Source organism: Lawsonibacter hominis (assembly GCF_014287895.1).
GTDB classification, from domain to species: domain Bacteria; phylum Bacillota; class Clostridia; order Oscillospirales; family Oscillospiraceae; genus Lawsonibacter_A; species Lawsonibacter_A hominis.
On sequence record NZ_JACOPP010000006.1, the window covers coordinates 1 to 18,750 of the forward strand.

Here is an 18,750-nt window from a genome sequence, read left to right on the forward strand (position 1 = left end):
GCATGGTACAAAACCAAGCAAGGCTTTTCTTCGTTTGCTTCCGCCAACAACCTCATTTCCATGTTCATCTTCTTCTACAACTTTGTCCGTCCCCATTCCGCCTTGAACGGCCTTACTCCAGCTCAGTGTGCCGGTCTTAAACTGTCCAAAAAGCGCAAACGGGAGCTTTTGCTCGTTGCGTAGAGATATTGGCTGATTTTTGGGTCCTAACTTTTCATGTTTACTTTACAGTGCCCCTAAAATTACAGTTTAAATATATCATTTTTGCCCAATAAGATCAACATAAGATCGTGAAATATGGCGTTTTTGCCATTCGTATCGGCGGGAGGAATGTGGTAAGGTTACAGGGAACGATACAGGAGGTGAGGCGGCATGCACGCACCTGTCCGGGGGCGCTTTGCCCCCAGCCCCAGCGGAAGAATGCACCTGGGCAATCTGTTTTCCGCCCTGTTGGCGTGGCTTTCGGTGCGCGCGAAGGGGGGCGTCATGGTCCTGCGGATGGAGGATCTGGATCCGGACCGCTGTCGGGAGGAATACGCGCTCCAGCTGGCGGACGATCTGCGCTGGCTGGGTCTGGACTGGGACGAGGGCTATGGAGCGGGCGGTCCCCATGGCCCGTACCGGCAGAGGGAACGCACCGAGCGGTATGCCGGGGCCTTTCAGGCGCTGGAAGCGCAGGGGCTGGTCTATCCCTGCTTCTGCACCCGGGCCGAGCGTCTCGCGGCCAGCGCGCCCCACCGCTCGGACGGCTCGGCGGTCTATCCGGGGACCTGCCGGACGCTGACGCAGGCGGAACGGGAGCAGCGCGCCCGTACCCGCAGCCCGGCCTGGCGGCTGATGGTCCCCGACCGGACGGCGGGCTTTACCGACGGCCTCCAGGGGAGCTATGCGGAAAACCTGGGCCGGGACTGTGGGGATTTCATCCTCCGCCGGTCCGACGGGGTGTATGCCTACCAGCTGGCGGTGGCGGTGGATGACGGCGGCATGGAGATCAGCGAGGTGGTGCGGGGCCGGGATCTGCTGGACTCCACGCCGCGGCAGCAGTACCTGCTGGAACTGCTGGGCCTTCCCAGTCCGGAGTATTACCATGTCCCGCTGCTGCTGGCGCCCGACGGGCGGCGGCTGTCCAAACGGGAGCGGGATCTGGACATGGGGGTGCTGCGGCGGCGCTATACCCCGGAGGAGCTGACGGGCCTGCTGGCCCATCTGGCGGGCCTGCTGGAACGAAGCACGCCGGTGCGGGCGGGGGAGCTGGTCTCCCGTTTCGACTGGGCGCGCGTGCGTTCGGCGGATGTGATTGTGGACGATACGATTCTGAGAGGGTGAGGTCCTATGTATCTTGCAGACCTGCATATTCACTCCAAGTACTCCCGGGCCACCAGCCGCGACCTGGAGCCGGAGCGGCTCTCCGACTGGGCGCGGCGGAAGGGGATCGGTCTGGTGGGCACCGGAGACTTTACCCATCCGGCCTGGAGGGCGGAGCTGAAGGAAACGCTGACCGAGGCGGAGGAAGGGCTTTACCGGCTCAGGGACGGCCCGGCGGATGCGCCCCGCTTTGTGGTCACCGGAGAGATCAGCACCATTTACAAAAAGGACGGCAAGGTGCGCAAGGTCCACTCCCTGATCCTTCTGCCCCACCTGGAGGCGGCGGAAAACCTGTCCCGGCGGCTGGAGGCCATTGGAAACATCCGCTCCGACGGACGGCCCATCCTGGGTCTGGACTGCCGGGACCTGCTGGAGCTCACTTTGGAGACCTGCCCGGACGCGGTCTTCCTCCCGGCCCACATCTGGACGCCTCACTTCTCCCTGTTCGGCGCTTTTTCCGGCTTTGATACCATCGAGGCGTGCTTTGGGGACCTGAGCGGGCATATTCATGCCCTGGAGACCGGCCTCTCCTCCGATCCGCCTATGAACTGGCGGCTTTCCGCCCTGGACGGTTATACCCTGGTTTCCAATTCCGACGCCCACTCTCCCGCGAAACTGGGGCGGGAGGCCAACCTGCTGGAGACCGGACGGTCCTATCCGGAGCTGGCCCATGCCATCCAGACCGGGGAGGGCTTTTATGGCACCATCGAATTCTTCCCGGAAGAGGGCAAATATCATTTCGACGGCCACCGCCCCTGCGCGCAGTGCCTCTCGCCGGCGCAGGCCCAGGCGGCGGGAGGAAGGTGCCCGGTCTGCGGCAAGCGGCTTACCACCGGCGTACTGCATCGGGTAGAACAGCTTTCCGACCGGCCCGAGGGCTTTCGCCCCGCGGCCGCCAGGGCGTTTGAGTCTCTGGCGCCGCTGCCGGAGGTCATCGCCGCCTCGGAGGGCGGCTCCGCGTCGGGCAAACGGACGGCGGCCAAATATGAAGATATGCTGGAACGGCTGGGGCCGGAGTTTACCATCCTCCGGGAGACGCCCATCGAGGACATCCGGCATGCGGCGGGCCCCTGTGTGGCCGAGGGGATCCGCCGCCTTCGGGCCGGCGAGGTGGAGCGTCAGCCGGGTTACGATGGGGTATACGGCATGATCGGACTGCTCACGCCCGCCGAGCGGGAGACGTTCCGGGGCCAGGTGAGCCTCTTTGGGAGTCCGGCGCCCCGGCGCGGACCGGCCGCCCCCGACGGAGGAGCGCCGGCCCCAAAGAAGCGGACAAACGAACGGGAGCTCCCCCAGACGGAGGAAGCGCTCAACCCGGACCAGCGCGCGGCGGTGGAGGCGCAAGCGCCCACCGTGGCGGTGGTGGCGGGACCGGGGGCGGGCAAGACCAAGACCCTGGTGTCCCGCATCGCCTGGCTGGTGGAGCAGGGCGCCCGGCCCGGCACGATCACGGCGGTGACGTTCACCAACAAGGCTGCCGCCGAACTGCGGGAGCGGCTGGAGGCCCGCCTGGGCAAGCGCCGGGCCCGGGCCATGACCATCGGTACGTTCCATTCCATCTGCCTGACGCTGCTCCGGGGAGAATTGGGCGTCCGCCGGCTGGCCGACCCCTATGAGCAGCGGGCGCTGGCCGCGTCCGTGCTGGCCGGGCTGGGGCGGAAGGACAGTCCGGGGAAACTGCTCCAGACGGTCTCCCGGGCAAAAACCAGCGGCCGGCCGACTGAGGAAGCGGCGGTAGAGCGGTATCAGGAACGGTTGACCGGCGCGGGCCTGCTGGACTTTGACGATCTGCTGCTGGAGACCCTCTCCCGCTGGGAAGGGGGGCGGACGGACGCGCGCTTCACCCACCTGCTGGTGGATGAATTTCAGGATATCGATCCGCTGCAATACCGCCTGATCGCCGCCTGGCGGAGGGACGGAGGGAGCTTGTTTGTCATCGGGGACCCGGATCAGTCCATCTACAGCTTTCGGGGGGCGGACGCGGCTTGCTTCGACCGCCTGCGCTCCGACTGTCCCCAGACGCGCACGATCACGCTGACCCGGAATTACCGCTCCACCCCGGAGATCCTGTCCTGCGCCCTGCAGGTAGTGGAGGAAAACGGCGGGGCCGGGCGGCGTCTGACGGCGGCGCGCCCCTCCGGCGCCGCCGTGCGCCTGCTCCACGCGGAGAGCGAGCGGGCGGAGGCCGTTTTTACCGCAAAGGAGATCGCCCGCAGGATGGGCGGCATAGACATGCTGGAGGCCGGCGCGCTGGAAGCCGGGCGGAGCGGGCGCTCCTTCGACGATTTTGCGGTGCTCTGCCGCACCCGCCGCCAGCTGGAGGTACTGGAGGACTGCCTGACTCACGACGGCCTCCCGTGCCGTGTGGTGGGGCGGTCGGATTTTTTGGAGGACCCGGCGGTGCGCGGCGCCCTGGACTGGTTCCGCGCCCATCCCGGCGCGGAAGCCCCGGAACGGCAGGTGGAGCGGTGGATGACAGGCAGGGGACCTTCCCAGGCGCTGGAGCGGCTGCGGAATATGGCGGTCTTTTTTCCCACCATGACGGACTTTCTGCAGAACCTGACGCTTGGACAGGAGGGGGACCTGCTGCGCCGGGCCGGGGCGGGCTATGCCGCCGGAGCGGTGACCCTGTCCACGCTTCACGGCGCCAAGGGGCTGGAGTGGCCGGTGGTCTTTTTATGCGGCGTGAGCCGGGGTCTCATCCCGCTGGAACGGGAGGGGGCGCAGACCGATGCGGCGGAGGAGCGGCGGCTTCTGTACGTGGGCATGACCCGTGCGCGGGACGAATTGGTGATGCTCCATGCCGGTGAACCGTCGCCGTTTTTAAAGGCCGTTCCGGAGGGAGGACTGGAGCGGGGGGAGGCCCTGCCGCCCCGGCCGAGATCCCAGGGCGTACAGATGCGTCTGTTTTAAAGGGCCGCGTTGGAGTGCGGGAGGATCCATAGCCTGGAACGCCCGGCCCCAGAGCAACCGCACGCACAAAACGGCGGCGCAGGATCCTGCGCCGCCGTTTTGCTGTGTGCTATCGAACGATCCTTTGGTCATAGACGTCGTTATAATGCTTTGTCTGCGCCGCAGCCGCGCCGATCACCCGCAGCACGGGGAGGCTTGCCAGGCCCTGCACGATATGGTACTGGGTGGGCATGTCCCTCCACTCCGGCGTATGCCATTCCAGACCGCCGGAGCACAGTGTGCGCTCCGGCGGAGGAAGGGCGGGAAGGCCGGGAGGGGGAGAAAAGACCTTCGGCGTCAGAGTCACATAGGCTGCGTCAGCCTGTGAAAAGCCGTCTCCGGTGCGGGGGATGTACTTATAGTGGAGCAGTCCCTCGTTTTCCGGGTCGGAGAGCAGCGCTTCCAGCAAAGGCGCATCCTCCGGAGGGCGATTCCGGTCAAAGCGCAGCTCCAGGAAACGAAAGCCCCAGGAGGACAGCGCGGCGGAGGCGACGCCCTGAAAGGCATGCAGATCCTCGATCTCGGCGTAAAGCTTGGAATACCCCAGCTGCTCCCGTCCGCACAGGATGGGGTCGGCATGGCTCTCCCAAATGGCCAGCTGATACTGTCCCCGTACGGTCTCCCGGGTCCCGGTATAAGTCACGGGCACGTTGCAGGTGACCACATTATATCCGCGCCCGGCCAGCCAGGGCAGATTGCGGTGCATTTTATGGGTGAAGAAGAGGTACGGGCGGCGCAGGGAAAAGCCTTCAGGCAAAAAACGCTCCACCGCGGCGCCCTCGGTCTGGCAGACCAGGGTGTGCAGCGCGCTCTCCTGGGGACCGTAAGAACAAAAGCGTTTCCCCTCCGGGTCCTGACGGGGCGTGCAGCAGGGACCGAAATGTACGGGCATCTGGTACATGCGCCCTTCTTCGAACCGGAACATCAAACAGACCTCCTTTCCACCGCTACAGCTCCATCTCCAGCAGCGCGGAACTGAGGGACTTCCCGTGCTTGTCCATGGCCAGGCTGCGCAGCACGCCGCCGCCCAGGGCCTGCTCCATGACGAAGTTCAGGGCGCAGATGCCGTCCGCCTCGTATCGGGTGACCTTGCCCAGGCAGATCTCGGAAAAGTATTCCTTGACCCGCTGCGCGGTGACCTGCTCCTTGAGCATGGGATAGTCCGCCTCGTTCCAGGGGATCAGGGAGATGTTGGAGATGTCTCCCTTGTCGCCGGTGCGGGAGTGGCAGATTTCTTTCAGTTTCATGTCAGAGCACCTCGCATTCGACCTGGGCGCGGACTGCATCCCGTGGGATAAAGAAGGAAAAGACCGAGATGATCTCGGAGATACGCATGGTGGCGCCGCCGCCGCCGGTGGGACCGTTGGTATAGATGGAGTCGCCCTCGTTGGAGACCATGACGGCGTTCTCCCGGTCATCGGTGCGCACCGCCACATGCAGGCGGATCTCGGCAGCGGGGCTGGGACTGAGGCAGGCGGCCAGCTTATCCCGGTACAGGGAGTTGTAGCCGATGTAATCCACCCGCGTCTCGGTGTAGGCCACGCCCAGGCGGTCCAGCCGCTTGAGGAACATATCGCCGGCCAGCCTGGCCCGCTCCAGAGCGTTGCAGCCGCCGTAGCTGATCTCGCAGTCGGTGATGAAGGAGTCCCGGTAACAGACGTTGACCTTCAGCTGCCCGGGCAGTCCGTGGCTGGTGGCGCCCCAGGCGGACACGCGGTCTTTGCCCTCCTGGGTGAAGCGCACATGGGAGAAATCCGCGATGGCGTCCGGAGTCAGATAGGCGGCCGGATTATGGATTTCGTAGAGCATCTGCTCTTTGCAGGTATCCACGCTGACCAGGCCGCCGGTGCCCGCCACCTTGGTCAGCGTAAAGCGCCCGGTCTCGTCGAACTCCACCAGCGGGAAGCCCAGGTTGTCCAGGTCGGGGACCTCTTTATAGCCCGGGTCGGCGTAGTAGCCGCCGGTGACCTGCCCGCCGCACTCCAGCAGATGTCCGGCCAGGACGCACTGGCCGATCGGACCGGCGTCGTCGATGGTCCAGCCGTACTCATAGCGCAGGGGGGCCAGGGTCAGGGTGGGGTCGGCCACCCGGCCGGTGATGACCACGTCCGCGCCGTCCTTCAAGGCCTGGATGATCCCCTCGGCTCCCATGTAGGCGTTGGCGGAGACCAGCCTCTCCGTCCACTGGCCCACCGTGCCGTCAAACTCCAGAATGGGCGCGTCGGAATACTGCTCCAGCTGGCTGAATACGTCGTCGCCGGTAACGGCGGCGAACTTCAGGCCGGTGATGCCCTGGGCGCGGGCGATCTCCATCGCCTTGGCCACCGCGGCCCGGGGATTTACGGCGCCCATATTGGTGATGATCTTGACGCCGTGCTGCTTTGCCGGCTTGAGTACTTGGGAGAGCCGGTATTCCAGCAGGCGGCTGTAGCCCTTGGAAGGGTCGTGCAGCATTTCCTGCCGGGCCAGGCCGATGGTGCGCTCGGCCAGACACTCGAAGATGATGTAGTCCAGTTCCCCGTGCTCGATCAGGGTGAGCGCGGGATCGACCCGGTCGCCGGCGAAGCCTGCGCCGCTGCCGATACGAATTTTTTTCATGGTATCAGAGTCCTTTCCTCCGGGGTAGCGTTTTATAGGATCAGGCCGAAGACAGTCAGCAGAATGAGCAGGACGATGGACAGGGGCCAGACGAATTTGATGGTATAGCGTTGGTGCTCGCCCAGATCCAGATCGCACATGCCGGTCATCAGCAGGGTGGCGGGGGTCAGCGGAGTGATGGCCCAGCCCAGAGTCAGCTGCCCCACCAGCGCGGCATAGCAGATCCCCGCGCCGGACAGGCCCATGGCGGTGGCGCTCTGGGTGAGCACGGGCAGGATGCCGTAATAGAACGTATCCGCGTCAAAGACCAGGGACAAGGGCGTGGCGAAGACGCCCACCAGGATAGGGACAAACTTGGTCATGGAGGCGGGGATCAGGCTGACCAGGGTATTGGCCATGGCGGCGGCCATGCCGGACTCGGTGAGCACGCCCATCAGCACGCCGGCGCCGTACAGGGCGCTGACCACGAAGACCACGTTGGCGCCGTGGAGGCGGATGATCTTCTGCTGGTCGGCCAGCTTGCGGTAATTGAGCAGCCAGGCCAGGGCGGTGCCGGTCAGGAAGGCGGCGCCGGGCGTGAGGATGCCGGAGATCATCAGACCGACGACCAGTACGATGAGGATCAGGTTGATCACGGTCAGCTTGGGCCGCAGCAGGGAGCGCTCTTCCTCACTCAGCTCTTCCGCATGATGCTCGGTGGAGACGCCGGCGTAATCAAAGCCCTCCGCCTTGAGCCGTTTGGTCTCGGACAGGCCCAGCAGCACCACGGGGATCAGGCCGACGGCGATGGTGATGAGGATCGGCACCAGCATGGGCTGAAAGAACTCGGTCAGATCGGCCTCCATAACGGTGGCCGCCCGGAGCGTGGGGCCGCCCCAGGGAGAGATGTTCATCAGGCCCGCGGCCATGGCCAGGATGGCGGCCAGATTGCGCAGGCGCATATGCATTTTTTGATAGATGGGGATCATTGCGCCGCAGACCAGCAGTACGGTGGTGGTGGCGGAACCGTCGAGATGCCCCACGATGGAGAGCACGTAGGTGCCGATGCACACATACAGCGGGTTGCCCCGGCAGCATTTGATGATAAACTTTACGATGGGGTCGAAGGCGCCCGCCGTCATCATGGTGCCGAAGAAGAGGATGGCGAACACGAACATGACGCCGTTGACGGCCACCTTGCTGATCCCGGCGGCCAGATAGGCCGGGATGCTGGTAAATTGCCCGACCAAGATGGCGCCGATCAGGGGAATGACCGACAGGGCCACCATGGTGGAGAGCTTTTTGGTCATGATGGATACGATGATGCCGATGACGACTAGGAATCCGACGATGCTTAACCAGAGTTCCATAACAGTTCCTCCCTAACACGATTTTACACGCTTTCGCACAGGTTGCAAGGCGGGGATTTGCTTGTTTTCACTCCTTTCCGGGGAAGATTCCCGCCATTGTCGTAAAGCAAACGCCGTGCCAAAGGGAAGAAGCGGGAAAAAGCCTTGCGTTCCCGGCCCTTTTGTGTTACCCTGTTTGGGAAGTGAAATGTCTCAATTTTGAAACTATGGATCAAATCTGAGACGAAAGTGTCACTAAAATGAGACTTGGAGGGAGCGCGATGGGACTCCAGACGCTGATCGAGAAATACCCGGAGCAGTTTGCACGCTACGCGGAAAAGGTATTGGACAGCTATTTCGGCAATATTTTCGTCACCTGGCGCAACGAGCGCATCCTTTACGTCAACGCCCGCATGGCGGCCTCGGTGCGCATGACCAAGGAGGAGCTCACCGGCATGACCCTGGAGCAGCTGCGGGAAAAGAAGCTGTGGCTGCGCTCGGTTTCCCGGGAGATGTACGATGGGAAAAAGTCCCCCTTTAACGCCTATAACGTCAGCAAGTACGGGGACGAGCTGTTTACCCATATCGAGCCGATCTGCGATGAAAAGGGCGAAGTCATCATGAGCGCCCAATTTTCCATTCCCAAGCGGATGCTTGCGGAATTCTCCGATTATATTACCCAGGAAAAATCCAGCTTCCGGAACTATAAGGATATCGCCGATTATCTGGAGGCCCGCAAGGAGGCATCCGAGGTCATCATCAGCAACAGCCCCGCGGCCCGGCTGGCCTTTGACGACGCCCGCTACCTCAGCAGCATGGATTCCACCGTGCTGCTCTGTGGAGAGACGGGCACCGGCAAGGATGTGCTGGCCAATTATATTTATCACAACAGCAAGCGCGCCTCGCAGCCCTTTGTCCCGGTCAACTGCTCGGCCATCCCGGCGGAGCTGGTGGAGTCGGAATTTTTCGGCTATGAGCGGGGGGCCTTTACCGGGGCCCGCAGCTCCGGCAAGCCGGGGCTCTTTGAGATGGCAGACCACGGCACCCTCTTTCTGGACGAGGTGGGGGAGCTGCCCCCGGCCATGCAGGCCAAGCTGCTGCGGGTGCTGGAGACCGGAGAGGTGATGCGGGTGGGCGGTACCCGCATCGTCAAGACGGACGTGCGCCTGATCGCGGCCACCAACCGGGATCTGCGGCGTATGGCGGCGGAGGGACGCTTCCGGGAGGATCTGTATTACCGCCTCAACGTCATGCCGCTGTTCCTGCCGCCCCTGCGGGAGCGGCGGGAAGATATCCTGCCGCTGGCCGAGCTGTTTTTGGCCAAAAACAACCGGAAATACGGGCTCAGCCGCGCCCTGACCCAGGAGATGCGCCGGGGCCTGCTTGCCTACGGCTGGCCGGGCAATATCCGGGAGCTGCGCAATGTGATCGAGCGCTATGCGATCTCCGGCCGGATGGATATCCAGAGCCCCGCCGCGGCGGCGCCCGCTGTGCCGGCAGGGGCCGGGCGGGAGCCGGAAATGGCGGAAGAGACGCCGCTCCACGAGGCCTGCGCCCGGTTCGAGCAGGCTTATATCCAAAAGGCGCTGGACGCATGCGGGGGATCGGTGTCCAAAGCCGCCCGGCGTTTGGGCATCCACCGCTCTCTGCTTTATAAAAAGTTGAAGAAATCAGAGCCTGTGGTACAATAGTGCAGAGCGAAGGCCCAGCCTGGATCGGGAAGGCGCTTTGGAGGGCTTGAAGCGCGGCGGCGCTTGGTGCGGAGACGGCGCGCCTGCCGGGGGACGTTGCCCGGGATGCGAGCGGCCGGGCAAAACTGTAAACCGTTGGAACGAACGTTTTGGAGAAGGAAGAGGGGGAGAAGCGATGCTCAAGCTTTTGCTGGGCCGGGCGGGAAGCGGGAAGACCGAAACGCTGCTGCGCACCATGGCGGAGCGGGGGCCGGAGCGGCCGCAGCTGCTGATCGTCCCGGAGCAGCACTCCCATGACATGGAACGCCGCCTGTGCGAGGTGGGAGGCAGCCGGGTCAGCCAATACGCAGAGGTGCTCTCCTTCACCCGGCTGGCCAATCGGGTCTTTTCCGTCTGCGGCGGGCTGGCGGAGCCGGCCCTGGATCCCGGCGGGCGGCTGCTGCTCATGTGCGCCGCGCTCAAGGGGGTGGCCGACCGCCTGAAGGTCTATGGGCGCCCCTCCCGCAGGCCGGAATTCCTTTCGGGACTGATCGCCACGGTGGATGAGCTGAAGACCTGCGCCGTTACTCCCGAGCACTTGTGGACGGCGGGTGAGGAGGCCGGAGGAGCTGAGGGTGACAAGCTTTTAGACTTGTCGTTGATCTACGGAGCCTATGAGGCGCTGACGGCCCGGCAGGGGGCCGACCCACGGGACCGCCTGACCCGTTTGGCCGCGGTGCTGGAGCGGTGCGCCTGGGCCGGAGGGCGGGAGCTTTATGTGGACGGCTTTACCGACTTTACGCCCCAGGAGCGGCAGGTGCTCCGCCCGTTGCTGCGCCAGGCGGGTTGCGTGACCGTGGCTCTTACCTGCGACCATCTGGAGGAGGACGAGGGCGGCGCGGGGGTCTTTTCGCCCGCCCGGCGGACCGCGGGACAGCTGCTCCGCCTGGCAAAAGAGGTGGGGGTCCCCTGGCAGAGCCAGGTGCTGCCGGTTCGGCTGGATGGGAAAGTAAAACCACTTGTCTACCTCGAGGAGCAGCTGTTTGCAAGCCGTCCGGCCCCCTACGCCGGGGCGGCGGAAGAAGCCGTCGTCCGTTTTACCGCGAACACCCCTTATTCCGAGGTGGAGTGGACGGCGGCGGAGATCCTCCGCCTGGTGCGGGAGGAGGGCTACCGTTTTCGGGATCTGTCCGTGTGCGCCCGCAGCATGGAGGGCTTTGACGCGCTGGTGGAGACGGTGTTTGCCCGGTATGGGGTGCCGGTTTTTCTCAGCCGCATGAGCGATATCCTCCAAAAGCCGGTGATGGCCCTGCTGACCGCCGCTCTGGATACGGCGGCGGGCGGCTACCGGTACGACGACGTCTTCCGGTATCTGAAGACCGGCCTGACCGAAGTGGCGCCGGAGGACGTGGACCTGCTGGAGAACTATGTGCTCAAGTGGAACCTGGAGGGGAGCGCCTGGACAGGGCGGCGGGACTGGACGAACCACCCCAAGGGCTACGGCCTGCCCTTTTCCGAGGGGGACCGGGCCCTGCTGGAGCGGCTGAACGCCCTGCGGCGGCAGATTGCGGCCCCTCTGGAGGAGCTGCGGCGGAACCGGAGCAAGACGGGAAGGGCGCAAGCGATTGCCCTTTACCGTTTTTTGGAGACGATCGGCCTGCCCGCGCGGCTGGAGGAGCGCACCGGGGCGCTGCGGGACAGGGGAGAGGCCGCGCTGGCGGAGGAATACGGCCAGCTCTGGGACATCCTGTGCACCGCGCTGGAGCAGTGCGCACAGATCCTGGGGGAGACCCCCATGGAACTGGACGAGTTCGCCCGGCTGTTTTCCCTGGTGCTCTCCCAGTATGACGTGGGGAGCATCCCCGTGTCGCTGGACCGGGTCAATGCCGGAGAAATGCCTCGCTTGGCCCATAAGCACTGTAAAGTACTTTTCCTGTTGGGCGCGGATGACGACGCAATCCCGCAGGCCGCGCCCTCGCCGGGCCTGCTCAACGACGATGACCGCACGCTGCTGGCCTCTTACGGCCTGGAGCTGGCGCCCCGGCTGGCGGAAAAGCTCGACCGGGAGATGACCATCGTCTATGAGACCTGCGCCCTGCCGTCCCAACGCCTCTATGTAAGCTGGTCCGCTGCCGGCGCGGAGGGGGAGGAGCACCGGCCGGCTTTTCTGTTCCATCAGCTGGGAACGCTGTTTCCCCAAGGACGGCAGGTGCGGGAGCAGGCCCTGGACGGCTCCTTCCGCCTTTCCGCCCCCCGCCCGGCCCTGGAGCTGGCCGGGCGCAGTCCGGCCGCACGGCGGGCGCTGGAGGCGCTGCCGGACTGCCGGAGCCTGGTCGCGCGGATGGAGCGCGCCGCCCGTCTGGAGCGGGGAAGCCTGACCCGGCCGGTGGTGGAGCGGCTCTATGGAAAGCGTGTGCCCATGTCGGCCTCCCGGATGGACAAATACAAGTCCTGCCACTTCTCCTACTTCATGCAGTACGGCCTCAAGGCGGAGCCGCGCCGCGCCGCGGGATTCCAGGCGCCGGAGTACGGCACCTTCGTCCACTTTGTGCTGGAGCATGTGCTGCGTCAGGCAAAGGAGCTCGGCGGCGTCAGGCAGCTGGAGCCGGGACAGCTGCGCGCCCTGACCCGGCAGGCCGTGGAGCGCTACGTGGACGAGGAGCTGGGGGGATTGGAGAAGGAGACGCCCCGGTTTCAGTATCTGTTCCGCCGGCTGCTCTCCTCGGTCTGCGCCGTGGTGGAGAACGTGGCGGAGGAGCTCTCCGCCTCGGAATTCCAGCCCATCTCCTTTGAACTGGGCTTCGGGCGGGGCGGCGAGCTGCCGCCGGTAGAACTCACCGTGGACGGCGTGACCGTCAGCATTTCCGGCTTTGTGGACCGGGTGGACGGCTGGGTCCACGACGGGCGGCTCTATCTGAGGGTGGTGGACTACAAGACCGGCCGGAAATCCTTTGACCTGACCGATATCTGGAACGGTATGGGGCTTCAGATGCTGCTTTACCTCTTTACACTGGAGGAGGCGGGGAAGGCGCTTTACGGAGCGGAGATCGTGCCCGCCGGAGTGCTCTATCTGCCCGCCCGGGACGCGGTGGTGGCGGGCAGCCGCTCCATGACCGAGGCGGAGCGGCGCAAAAAGGCGGACGCCGAGCTGCGCCGCCGGGGCCTGGTGCTGGACGAGCCGGAGGTGCTGGCAGCCATGGAGCGGACGGACGGGGAGGGTATGCGCTTTTTGCCCGTGCGTCTCAACCGTGCGGGGGCCGTCACCGGGGAGGCGCTGGTCTCCGCCGAGCGGCTGGGAAAGCTGGCAAAGCATACCGGAAGGATCCTGCGGGAGATCGGCACGGAGCTGGCGGCGGGCAACATCGCCGCCGACCCCTTCTGGCGGGGGCCGGAGCACAACGCCTGCCAGTGGTGCGCGTACGCGGCCGCCTGTCACTTCGAGGAGGGAAAGGGCGGCGACCGGAAGCGCTGGCTGCCCGCGGTTAAGGGCGAGGCGTTTTGGGAAGCGGTTGCGCAAGAGCAAGGATGAGCTGCGCGCCCATACGCAGGCCGTGGAGGAAGGATTCCTCCGGCTCGATGGACGACAGCTTGGCGTTCTCTTCCCAGAAGCCGTCAAAAAACGCCCTTGAAGTCAGGTCCGGGATGGTTTGGAGAGAGGGATCGACAACGGCAAGCTGCTTCTTGTATTCGGGAGACGGATTGGATGGAAGAAACGGCTCTAATTCCAGTAAATCAAACATAAAAACACTCCCTTGATGTGGAATTTAACGCTACAATTGGTAGAGTGAGATGAACGCACCTTGTCAAGAGAGGAAGGATAAAATGGCGTCGTTTGAAGAGCGGCTTTCGGCTGTGCGGGAAGAAAGACAGGCTTTTCAGCAGACCATTGGAGCAATGCTTGGGGTAACGCGCTGGTCTGCCCATAATTATGAGGCGGGAAAAAACCGGCCTGATTCTGATGGATTGATCGCATTGACCGACTACTTTAACGTGTCCCTGGATTATCTGGTGGGACGGTCCGAGGTCCGGGAGATCGCGCGGTAACGGCCGTTGCGGCGCATGGACCGGAAGCAATCGAAAAAGAGGTGATCCCTATGGCCTTTTCCCTGACAAAGGAACAGCAGGCGGTGGTGGACGACCGGGGCGGAGCCCTGCTGGTGTCCGCCGCCGCCGGGTCGGGCAAGACCCGCGTGCTGGTGGAGCGGCTTCTGGCCCGTGTGACGGGAGAGGGACTGGACATCGACCGCTTTCTGATCATCACTTACACCAAAGCCGCCGCCGCCGAGCTGCGCTCGCGCATTGTGGAGGAGCTCTCCGCCCGGCTGGCAGAGGCTCCCGCCGACCGCCGCCTGCGCCGCCAGTCCACGCTGGTCTACAAGGCGAATATCTCCACCGTCCACGCCTTCTGCGCCCAGTTTCTGCGGGAGTGCGGCCATTCCATCGACCTGGACCCGGATTTCAAGCTCTGCGACGAGGGGGAGGCGGGGGTGCTGATGCTGCGCGCCCTCAACGACGTGCTGGAGCAGCGCTACGAGGGCCTGGCCGAGGGCAGCGATTTTGCCCGGCTGGTGGATACCATGTCCGCCGGGCGGGATGACAGCCGCCTCATGCAGATCGTGCTGGACATCCGGGGCCGGGTCCAGGCCCATCCGGACCCGGCGGCCTGGCTGGACGCACAGGAGCGCGCCTTTGCCCTGGAGGGGGTGGAGGAGGCGGGCGAGACCCCCTGGGGGAGACTGCTGCTCGCCGACGCCCGCCGTCAGGCGGACTACTGGGCGGGGCGCGTGGCCCGTGCGCTGGAGCTGTGCGCGCTGGACGGGGGGCTGGACGGCAACTACGGCCCCACGCTCTCCGCCACGCTGGAGGGGCTGCGGGCGTTTGCGGCGGGCGCGCAGCGGGGCTGGGACGCGGCCCGCGCCGCGCTGCCCATCCCGTTCCCCGCGGCGGGGCGAAAAAAGATGGGCGGCTGCCCGGAGACGCTGGTCCGGCAGGTCAAGGACATCCGGAGCAAGTGCAAAAAGCGCATGGAAAAGCTGGCGGACTGGTTCGGGGACGAGAGCGCCGGACTGCTCTGCGATCTGCGGGCGGTCTACCCGGCCGTGCGGGGCCTGTTTGCGCTGGTAAAGGACTTTGAGGCCCGCTATACCGCCGAAAAGGCCCGGCGGGGCGTGCTGGACTTTTCGGACCTGGAGCATCTGGCGGTGCGTCTGCTGGTGGGGGAGGACGGCGGCCCCACCGCCCTGGCCCGGCAGTGGGCCGGACGGTTCGACGAGATCATGGTGGACGAGTATCAGGACACCAACCAGGTCCAGAACGCCATTTTTCAAGCCCTGTCCCGGCAGGGGCGCAATCTGTTTCTGGTCGGGGACGTGAAGCAGTCCATCTACCGCTTCCGTCTGGCCGATCCCACCATCTTTTTGGGCAAATACCGCTCCTTCAAGCCCTATACCGAGGCCGCGGAGGGGGAGGAGCGGCGGATCATTTTGTCCAAAAACTTCCGCTCCCGCCCCCAGGTGCTGGAGGGGGCCAACTACCTCTTCCGGGCCCTCCTGTCGGAGGAGTTCGGCGAGATGGACTATACCGACGAGGACGCCCTGTACCCCGGCGCGGACTATCCGGAGGCGGAGGAGGAGGGCGGCGCTCTCTACGCGCTGGAGCTGGATGCGCTGGACTGCGCGGCGGAGGAAGACGATGAGGAGGAGGGGCCCGGCAAAGCCCCGCGGGATCTGCTGGAGGCCCGCTTTGTGGCCGGGCGGATCTGCCGGCTGCTGGAGGAGGGCTTTCCGGTTTCCGACGGAGCGGGGGGCCTGCGTCCCGTCCGGGCCTCGGACATCGTGGTGCTGCTGCGCTCGCCCGGGACCGTGCTCCACCACTACGCCCGCGCCCTGGGGGAGCGGGACGTCCCCTGGGAGGCGGAGGGCGGCGGGGACTTCTTTTCTGCCACCGAGGTGTCGGTGGCGCTGTCGCTGCTGCAGATCGTGGACAATCCCCGGCAGGATGTGCCGCTCATCTCGGTGCTGCGCTCCCCAGTGTATGCCTTTTCCGCCGACCGGCTGGCCCAGATCCGTTCCGCCGCGCCGGAGGGGGATTTTTACGCCGCGCTGCAGGCCGACGGCGGCGCGGACTGCGCGGCCGTTTTGGCTGAGCTGGCCGAGCTGCGCTTCGGCGCCGCAGATCGAAGCTGCCACCAGCTGCTCTGGCATCTCTACGACCGGACCAATCTGCTGGGCGTCTTCGGCGCGATGGACGAGGGGGAGACCCGGCAGTCCAACCTGCTCGCGCTGGCCGAACTGGCCCGCCGCTTTGAGGGCGCGGGCCACAAGGGCCTGTTCGGCTTTTTGTCCTATCTGACCCGCCTGCGGGAGAACGGGGCCAAGCTGGCGCTGCCCGCCCCCGGCCGGACGGGGGGCGGCGTGCGCCTGATGAGCATCCACAAGTCCAAGGGGCTGGAATTTCCGGTGGTCTTCCTGTGCGGGCTCATGCGCAGGCTCAACCGGGAGGACATGAGCCGCCCCATCCTCTTCCACCCCCGGCTGGGGGTGGGGCCCAAGCGGCTGGATCTGGAGCGGGGCGTGGAGTACCCCACGCTGGCGCGCAGCGCCGTGGCCCGGCAGCTGGAGTATGAAATGATGGCCGAGGAGCTGCGGCTTTTGTATGTGGCCATGACCCGGGCCAAGGAGAAGCTGATCCTCTCCTGCGCCCTGTCCCAGGGCGGGCGGGAGCTGGAGCGGCTGGCCGGCGACGCGGGCTGCCCGGTGGAGCCCCAGGTGCTGCTGGGCTGCCAGAGCGTCGGCCAGTGGGTGCTGCTGGCCGCCCTGGCCCGGCCGGATGGAGCGCCCCTCCGGCGGGCCGCGGAGCGGGAGGTGGAAACGCCGGACGTACCGTTCGGACCGGCGTGGGACGTGCGCGTCGTGGACGCAGGAGAATTCCGCGCCGCCCCGGCGCCAGCGCCCCGGCGGCCGGAACGGAACGCAGAGGAGGAGACGGATGCGGAAGCGCTGGCGGCGCGGCTGCGCTGGCGCTATCCCCACGCGGGGGACGTCTCCATCCCCTCCAAGCTCACCGCCACCCAGCTCAAGGGCCGGGCTCTGGACGAGGAGGCCGCCGAACAGGCACCACACCCCCCCCGCCCGCGGCCCCTGCAGCGCCCCCGGTTCGCCGCCGAGGAATTTGGGCTTACTCCGGCCCAGAAGGGAACGGCCCTGCATCTGGTGATGCAGTACATCGACTTTGCCCGAACCGATACCGCGGCGGCGGTGGAGGCGGAGATCCGCCGCCTGGTGGAGGGGGCCTATCTGACGCCCCAGCAGGGACAGGCCGTCCGGCCGGAGAAGATCACCGCCTTTTTTGCCTCTCCGCTGGGCCGGGCGGTACGGGGGAGCGCCGCCCTGCACCGGGAGTTCAAATTTTCGCTCCTGGCCGACGCCGGGGACTATTACCCGGATGCGGGCGCCGGGGAGCGGGTGCTTCTCCAGGGCGTGGTGGACTGTTATTTTGAAACGGCGCAGGGCATTACGGTGGTGGATTTCAAGACGGACCGCGTGACGGAGCAAACCGCGGCGGCCCGGGCGGAGGAATACCGGGGACAGCTGGCCGCCTACAGCCGGGCCCTTGCCGAGATCACCGGCCGCCCCGTGACGCGGCGGGTTTTGTGGTTCTTCGCCCTGGACCGGGCGGTGGACCTGTGAGACGGCCGAAAAAAGAGAAAAAAGTAGTTGCATTTTTGCCCGGGACATGTTATTATATCAAATGCGTTTGCGGGTACTTTCTACCCACATGCCCATATCCAGGAAGAGAAAGAGGTGAACACACAATGAAGGAAGGCATCCATCCCAACTACGAACAGACCACCATCAAATGCGCCTGCGGTAACGTGATCGAAACCGGGTCTACCAAGAAGGACATTCGAGTTGAAGTCTGCTCTAAGTGTCACCCCTTCTTCACCGGCAAGCAGAAGATGGTGGATACTGGCGGACGCGTCAGCCGCTTCAACAAGAAGTTTGGTCTGGACAAGAAGTAAGTTGGTATTTCAGGGAGCCCGTACCGGTTTCGGTACGGGCTCTTTTGCACAAATCCTGTGTCTGCGGCCCCGGAGCTCCCCCGGGGGGGGGAAGCCTGGCGGCGGGACAACGGGAAAAACGGTCCGTTCTGAGCGTATGCGCCTTCGGACGGATGCTTCTCACGGCAGCTGGAGGGACCCTCTCCTGGGGAATTGAGCCGCGGCCGCCGTGCAGAACGTGATCCCAAAGTCCGAATGGCTTTTTTGACGGGTCTACTGCATATACTGTAGCCGACGAAGCGTAAAAGGGAGGCAGCACGATGTTTGAGAAGATCGACCCCAAGACCCTGAAGGAAAACGTCTTTTCCCTGATCGGGGATCAGTGGATGCTGATCACCGCAGGTACACCGGAACACTGCAACACCATGACCGCCAGCTGGGGCGGCCTGGGGGTGCTGTGGGGCAAGAACGTGGCGACCATCTATATCCGCCCCCAGCGCTACACCTATGAATTTGTGGAGCGCAGCGATTTCTTTACCCTGGCCTTTTTCGGCCGCGAGTACCACAAGGCCCTCGCGCTGTGCGGCGCCAAGAGCGGCCGGGAGGTCGACAAGGCGAAGGCGTGCGGCTTCACCGTGGCGGCGGGCGAGGGGAAGGCCCCTTATTTTGAACAGGCCGAGCTGGTGCTGGTCTGTAAGAAAGCCTACTGGCAGGATCTTGATCCGGCCCATTTTCTGGATGCGGAGATCGACGGGGCCTGCTATCCCGGAAAGGATTACCACCGCATGTATATCGGAGAGATCGTGGAGGTCCTGAAGCGGACCTGACACGGGGAGGT

14 protein-coding genes are annotated in these 18,750 nt (G+C 65.1%); 9 read left to right on the plus strand and 5 right to left on the minus strand.

Annotation, left to right across the window (positions count from 1 at the left end; genetic code table 11):
- The 3 genes from H8S57_RS06155 to H8S57_RS06165 all read left to right on the plus strand — a co-directional run.
- Positions 1-183: integrase core domain-containing protein (locus tag H8S57_RS06155; protein ID WP_186907209.1), on the plus strand; the 183-nt coding region annotated here is incomplete at its 5' end.
- Between the two features lie 189 nt (positions 184-372).
- Complete coding sequence (gene gluQRS, locus H8S57_RS06160; protein ID WP_186907210.1) at positions 373-1,326, plus strand: tRNA glutamyl-Q(34) synthetase GluQRS; 954 nt, start codon at positions 373-375, stop codon at positions 1,324-1,326.
- Positions 1,327-1,332: 6 nt separating this feature from the next.
- Complete coding sequence (locus H8S57_RS06165; protein WP_186907211.1) at positions 1,333-4,278, plus strand: UvrD-helicase domain-containing protein; 2,946 nt, start codon at positions 1,333-1,335, stop codon at positions 4,276-4,278.
- A 109-nt stretch (positions 4,279-4,387) separates the two neighbouring features.
- Here H8S57_RS06165 and H8S57_RS06170 read toward each other — a convergent pair whose 3' ends face one another.
- The 4 genes from H8S57_RS06170 to H8S57_RS06185 are packed head-to-tail and all read right to left on the minus strand — an operon-like array spanning position 4,388 to position 8,264.
- On the minus strand, positions 4,388-5,242 hold the full coding sequence (locus tag H8S57_RS06170) for an acetoacetate decarboxylase family protein (protein ID WP_186907212.1): 855 nt from the start codon (positions 5,240-5,242) through the stop codon (positions 4,388-4,390).
- 22 nt (positions 5,243-5,264) lie between these two features.
- Positions 5,265-5,564, minus strand: coding sequence for an AtuA-related protein (locus tag H8S57_RS06175; protein ID WP_186907213.1), 300 nt, complete (start codon positions 5,562-5,564; stop codon positions 5,265-5,267).
- 1 nt (position 5,565) lies between these two features.
- On the minus strand, positions 5,566-6,915 hold the full coding sequence (locus H8S57_RS06180; RefSeq protein WP_186907214.1) for an acyclic terpene utilization AtuA family protein: 1,350 nt from the start codon (positions 6,913-6,915) through the stop codon (positions 5,566-5,568).
- 32 nt (positions 6,916-6,947) lie between these two features.
- On the minus strand, positions 6,948-8,264 hold the full coding sequence (locus tag H8S57_RS06185) for a CitMHS family transporter (protein WP_186907215.1): 1,317 nt from the start codon (positions 8,262-8,264) through the stop codon (positions 6,948-6,950).
- Positions 8,265-8,524: 260 nt separating this feature from the next.
- Here H8S57_RS06185 and H8S57_RS06190 point away from each other — a divergent pair, with 260 nt between their 5' ends.
- Entirely contained in the window at positions 8,525-9,934 is a 1,410-nt protein-coding gene (locus H8S57_RS06190) for a sigma-54 interaction domain-containing protein (protein WP_186907216.1), read from the plus strand.
- Positions 9,935-10,109: 175 nt separating this feature from the next.
- Complete coding sequence (locus H8S57_RS06195) at positions 10,110-13,442, plus strand: PD-(D/E)XK nuclease family protein (protein ID WP_186907217.1); 3,333 nt, start codon at positions 10,110-10,112, stop codon at positions 13,440-13,442.
- On the opposite strand, the gene H8S57_RS06200 is transcribed toward H8S57_RS06195, so the two are convergent.
- Entirely contained in the window at positions 13,396-13,653 is a 258-nt protein-coding gene (locus tag H8S57_RS06200) for a hypothetical protein (protein WP_186907218.1), read from the minus strand. The two genes, H8S57_RS06195 and H8S57_RS06200, sit on opposite strands and share 47 nt — an antisense overlap.
- A gap of 82 nt (positions 13,654-13,735) precedes the next feature.
- On the opposite strand from H8S57_RS06200, the gene H8S57_RS06205 reads away from it, so the two are divergent.
- The 4 genes from H8S57_RS06205 to H8S57_RS06220 all read left to right on the plus strand — a co-directional run bounded on the left by H8S57_RS06205 (position 13,736) and on the right by H8S57_RS06220 (position 18,739).
- Positions 13,736-13,957 (plus strand): helix-turn-helix domain-containing protein, encoded by a 222-nt coding sequence (locus H8S57_RS06205; protein ID WP_186907219.1) that lies wholly within the window; start codon positions 13,736-13,738, stop codon positions 13,955-13,957.
- 50 nt (positions 13,958-14,007) lie between these two features.
- On the plus strand, positions 14,008-17,601 hold the full coding sequence (gene addA, locus H8S57_RS06210; RefSeq protein ID WP_186907220.1) for a helicase-exonuclease AddAB subunit AddA: 3,594 nt from the start codon (positions 14,008-14,010) through the stop codon (positions 17,599-17,601).
- Between the two features lie 125 nt (positions 17,602-17,726).
- Positions 17,727-17,933: a 50S ribosomal protein L31 gene (gene rpmE / locus H8S57_RS06215; RefSeq protein ID WP_007489589.1), complete on the plus strand. Its 207-nt coding sequence runs from the start codon at positions 17,727-17,729 to the stop codon at positions 17,931-17,933.
- 299 nt (positions 17,934-18,232) lie between these two features.
- Positions 18,233-18,739: a flavin reductase family protein gene (locus H8S57_RS06220; RefSeq protein WP_186907221.1), complete on the plus strand. Its 507-nt coding sequence runs from the start codon at positions 18,233-18,235 to the stop codon at positions 18,737-18,739.
- The last annotated feature ends 11 nt before the right edge of the window (positions 18,740-18,750 follow it).